At 34.0% G+C, this 4,187-nt stretch carries 5 protein-coding genes and 3 pseudogenes; all 8 read left to right on the top strand.

Annotation, left to right across the window (positions count from 1 at the left end; genetic code table 11):
- A partial coding sequence (locus AFK68_RS07720) for a POTRA domain-containing protein (RefSeq protein ID WP_210407282.1) occupies positions 1-622 on the top strand: 622 nt, incomplete at both ends.
- 43 nt (positions 623-665) lie between these two features.
- The coding region (locus AFK68_RS44500) for a ShlB/FhaC/HecB family hemolysin secretion/activation protein (protein ID WP_371357277.1) at positions 666-1,149 on the top strand (484 nt) is incomplete at its 3' end.
- 52 nt (positions 1,150-1,201) lie between these two features.
- Positions 1,202-1,623 (top strand): ShlB/FhaC/HecB family hemolysin secretion/activation protein (locus AFK68_RS07730; protein ID WP_246844055.1); only part of this gene is annotated, 422 nt, incomplete at its 3' end.
- Between the two features lies 1 nt (position 1,624).
- Positions 1,625-1,946, top strand: a pseudogene (locus AFK68_RS44505) (BamA/TamA family outer membrane protein); the annotation flags it as partial.
- 707 nt (positions 1,947-2,653) lie between these two features.
- Positions 2,654-3,122: pseudogene (locus tag AFK68_RS07740) on the top strand (Uma2 family endonuclease); the annotation flags it as partial.
- Between the two features lies 1 nt (position 3,123).
- A pseudogene (locus tag AFK68_RS34670) lies at positions 3,124-3,438 on the top strand (Uma2 family endonuclease); the annotation flags it as partial.
- A gap of 47 nt (positions 3,439-3,485) precedes the next feature.
- Positions 3,486-3,608 carry a hypothetical protein gene (locus AFK68_RS34675; protein WP_371357276.1) on the top strand — a complete coding sequence of 41 codons (123 nt, stop codon included), beginning with the start codon at positions 3,486-3,488 and terminating at the stop codon, positions 3,606-3,608.
- Positions 3,609-3,620: 12 nt separating this feature from the next.
- Positions 3,621-4,001: a PH domain-containing protein gene (locus AFK68_RS07745; protein WP_094672254.1), complete on the top strand. Its 381-nt coding sequence runs from the start codon at positions 3,621-3,623 to the stop codon at positions 3,999-4,001.
- The last annotated feature ends 186 nt before the right edge of the window (positions 4,002-4,187 follow it).

The raw sequence follows: 4,187 nt of genomic DNA on the forward strand, positions 1-4,187 counted from the left end.
ATATGTAACTTCTGGAGCTTTTATTCCACCACAAACTTTGGAAGATGGCACTGTTATAATAGAAGTTATTGAAGGACAAGTTGAAGAAATTGAAATTTCCGGACTGAAACGACTTAATTCTAGTTATATTCGCAGTCGTATTGAATCTGGTATTCAAACACCTCTAAATCAAAATCAGTTATTTCAATATTTACAGTTATTACAACTCAACCCTTTAATTGAAAGATTATCTGCTAATTTAACAGCGGGAACTCGTCCTGGTTTGAGTAGGTTAGAAATAGAAATTGAAGAAGCACCAGCTTTTTTTGCTCAACTTTCTGCTGATAATTTACGTTCTCCTAGTGTGGGTACTGTTCGTCTTCAAAGTCAAATTTCTCATAATAATTTGACTGGGTTGGGCGATCGCTTTAATGTTACTTATTATCGTACAGAAGGTAGTGATACTCTTGATGACTTGAGTTATACTATTCCTATTAATTCTCAAAATGGTACTATTAGTTTACGTCATCGTCGTACCAGTAGTGAAATTATTGAAGAGCCTTTTAATGAACTAGATATTGATACAAATTCTCAGACTTATGAGATGAGTTTTCGCCAACCTATTTATCAAACTCCTAGTACANGTTACTTATTATCGTACAGAAGGTAGTGATACTCTTGATGACTTGAGTTATACTATTCCTATTAATTCTCAAAATGGTACTATTAGTTTACGTCATCGTCGTACCAGTAGTGAAATTATTGAAGAGCCTTTTAATGAACTAGATATTGATACAAATTCTCAGACTTATGAGATGAGTTTTCGCCAACCTATTTATCAAACTCCTAGTACAGAAATTGCTGTAGGTTTAACAGGTTCTGTAGAAGAATCACAAACTACTCTTTTAGATGAACCTTTTCCTGGTTCTATAGGAGCAGAAGATGATGGGGAAATTAATATTTCTTCGCTGCGTTTTTTTCAGGAATATGCTTTTAGAAGTACCAAAGATGTATTTGTGGCACGGTCAGAATTTTCTCTAGGGATAAATGTTTTTGGTGCAACTGTTAATAATCAAGCTCCAGATGGAAGGTATTTTTCCTGGCGAGGACAAGCACAATATTTACGTTTATTAGCACCAGAAACAGTATTTTTAATTAGGTCAGATATCCNTCGCTGCGTTTTTTTCAGGAATATGCTTTTAGAAGTACCAAAGATGTATTTGTGGCACGGTCAGAATTTTCTCTAGGGATAAATGTTTTTGGTGCAACTGTTAATAATCAAGCTCCAGATGGAAGGTATTTTTCCTGGCGAGGACAAGCACAATATTTACGTTTATTAGCACCAGAAACAGTATTTTTAATTAGGTCAGATATCCAGTTAGCTCCAAGAAGTTTGTTTCCTCAAGAACAGTTTAGTTTAGGTGGAGGATTAAGTGTCAGGGGATATCGTCAGGATGCTTTACTTGCTGATAATGGTCTGTTTATTTCTAGTGAATTTCGGTTTCCTATTCTCCGAGCAAGAAAGTGGGATGCAATTTTACAATTAACTCCTTTTGTTGATTTTGGTACTGTTTGGAATAGTAATGAATTAGAATTAATTGAGGATACTTTATCTTCTGTCGGTGTGGGTTTAAGGTTCCAAGTNGGGATATCGTCAGGATGCTTTACTTGCTGATAATGGTCTGTTTATTTCTAGTGAATTTCGGTTTCCTATTCTCCGAGCAAGAAAGTGGGATGCAATTTTACAATTAACTCCTTTTGTTGATTTTGGTACTGTTTGGAATAGTAATGAATTAGAATTAATTGAGGATACTTTATCTTCTGTCGGTGTGGGTTTAAGGTTCCAAGTCGGAACTCGTTTTTCGGCTCAATTAGATTGGGGTATTCCTTTTGTTGATATAGATACTAATGGAGATTCTTTGCAGGAAGAAGGCGTATATTTTTATATTAGATATAGAGCCTTTTAATTGATAATTGATAATTGATAATTGATAATGAAAACTATTTATAATTATTTATTGGTAATGAAGCTGATAGCTGACTGCTGACTGCTTAAAACAGATGGTATAGCAATCCTAAATAGGTTTTAACATTTAATCGTAGGGGTTGGGTTTCCAAATCCTATTTATACCAAATTGATAAATGTTGGCTACAAATAGCTAGGGTATTTTTTAGGAGTCAGGAGTCAGGAGTCAGGAGTCAGAATGAATGGCTTCGATACTGTTTTTTAGGTTATAAATTATCTTTTTCTCTTGGTGCGCGTTCCCTTGCGCCGTGAGACGGCGCGGGGTCGCACCGCTTTGTCAAAGGGACATCTCCTGTAATGTCTTTTTATTACCCTTATTATTCGTAACATTCTTTTTTCAAAATGGTATTACGCGTTCGGTTTGGAGACTAAACCCTTACATTTTTTTTTGACAAGTTATTTATTCCTACAATATTAGGTTTGGGGAAAGGAGAACAAACCACTACATTTTTTTTTGACAAGTTATTTAGGATGACTATATTAGGTTTGGGAAAAGGAGACTAAACCACTACATTTTTTTTTGACAAGTTATTTAGGATGACTATATTAGGTTTGGGAAAAGGAGACCAAACCACTACATTTTTTTTTGACAAGTTATTTAGGATGACGATATAATGATAACTAATAACAATCAAATAAATTGAAATCATGAGTTTTTTAACATTAAATTTAGATACAGTTAAACTGAGTGATGAACAGTTCTACAAAATCTGTCAAAATAACCGCGAATTACAATTTGAACGTAATACTAAGGGAGAATTAATTATTATGTCCCCGGTTGGAGGTGAAAGTGGTAATAGAGAAGCTGACCTAATTATTGATTTGGGAAACTGGAATAGGCAAACTGGTTTAGGTTATACATTCAGTTCTTCTACTATCTTTAAATTGCCTAATGGTAGTGACCGCTCTCCAGATGCAGCTTGGATTCGTAAAGAACGTTGGGAAACTCTTACTGTAGAACAAAGACGTAAATTTTCCCCCATCGCACCAGATTTTGTTATTGAGTTAAGGTCAGCAACTGAAAATTTAAAAATATTACGTTCTAAAATCGAGGAATATTATAGATGCAGGGATATTATTAGGGTGGTTAATTAATCCTCAAGACCAGCAGGTAGAANCTCCAGATGCAGCTTGGATTCGTAAAGAACGTTGGGAAACTCTTACTGTAGAACAAAGACGTAAATTTTCCCCCATCGCACCAGATTTTGTTATTGAGTTAAGGTCAGCAACTGAAAATTTAAAAATATTACGTTCTAAAATCGAGGAATATTATAGATGCAGGGATATTATTAGGGTGGTTAATTAATCCTCAAGACCAGCAGGTAGAAATTTATCGCCAGGAGCAAGATGTGGAAGTGCAAAATATTCCTACAAATTTGTCGGGTGAAAATGTCTTGCTCGGATTTAATTTAAGTTTATCTCAATACTTTTAAATCTAGAGAAATGGAGAGTTTTATTAACATTCAAATAAGTTGAAATTATGAGTATTTTAACATTAAATTTAGATACAGTTAAATTGAGTGACGAACAGTTCTACAAAATCTGTCAAAATAACCGCGAATTACAATTTGAACCTAATACTCAAGTTTCAAATAAGCTATGAAGGAGTTAGTAAATGGAAGTAGAAAGTTGCCGAGTTCATCCTAGTATGTGGAGAAGTAACCCACTTTTATTTATTCTCTATCTGTGTTTAATTCTATTATTTGGAGTCGGAATTTTATTGCTACTTATATGGTGGATTAAAAGTCAAAATACAACATTAATAGTAACAGACAAGCGTACAATTTTACAACAGGGTCTACTAAGTAGATACACTAATGAAGTAATGCACGTTCACATCCGTAATATTCAAATTCAACAAAATATGATGGAACGCTTGTTTAATATTGGCACTATCAAAATAGCTAGTGCTGGAACAGGGGATATAGAAATTTCCATATCGGGTATTCCCGCACCTAACAGAATTAAGGCAACAATTGACCATTATCGTTTATAAAGACTCAAGCATAACAATACTAAAATTTTTGCTACATTTTCCCTCATTTTTCAGGCTATGCTTTACAAACATCTTTCTTAACATAAAACGTAGACATTAGAGAGAAGTTATGTAATTTCCCTTAATATCATGTCCGAATGATTAGGTATAAATAAAATATTTGGCGATCGAGAGGATATATTTTAA

The organism is Hydrocoleum sp. CS-953, assembly GCF_002260545.1.
Lineage (GTDB): Bacteria > Cyanobacteriota > Cyanobacteriia > Cyanobacteriales > Microcoleaceae > Trichodesmium.

Coding starts and splice junctions, on each gene's coding strand:
- AFK68_RS34675 (WP_371357276.1), top strand. CDS start 3,486: ATGAGTATTTTAACATTAAATTTAGATACAGTTAAATTGAGTGACGAA.
- AFK68_RS07745 (WP_094672254.1), top strand. CDS start 3,621: ATGGAAGTAGAAAGTTGCCGAGTTCATCCTAGTATGTGGAGAAGTAAC.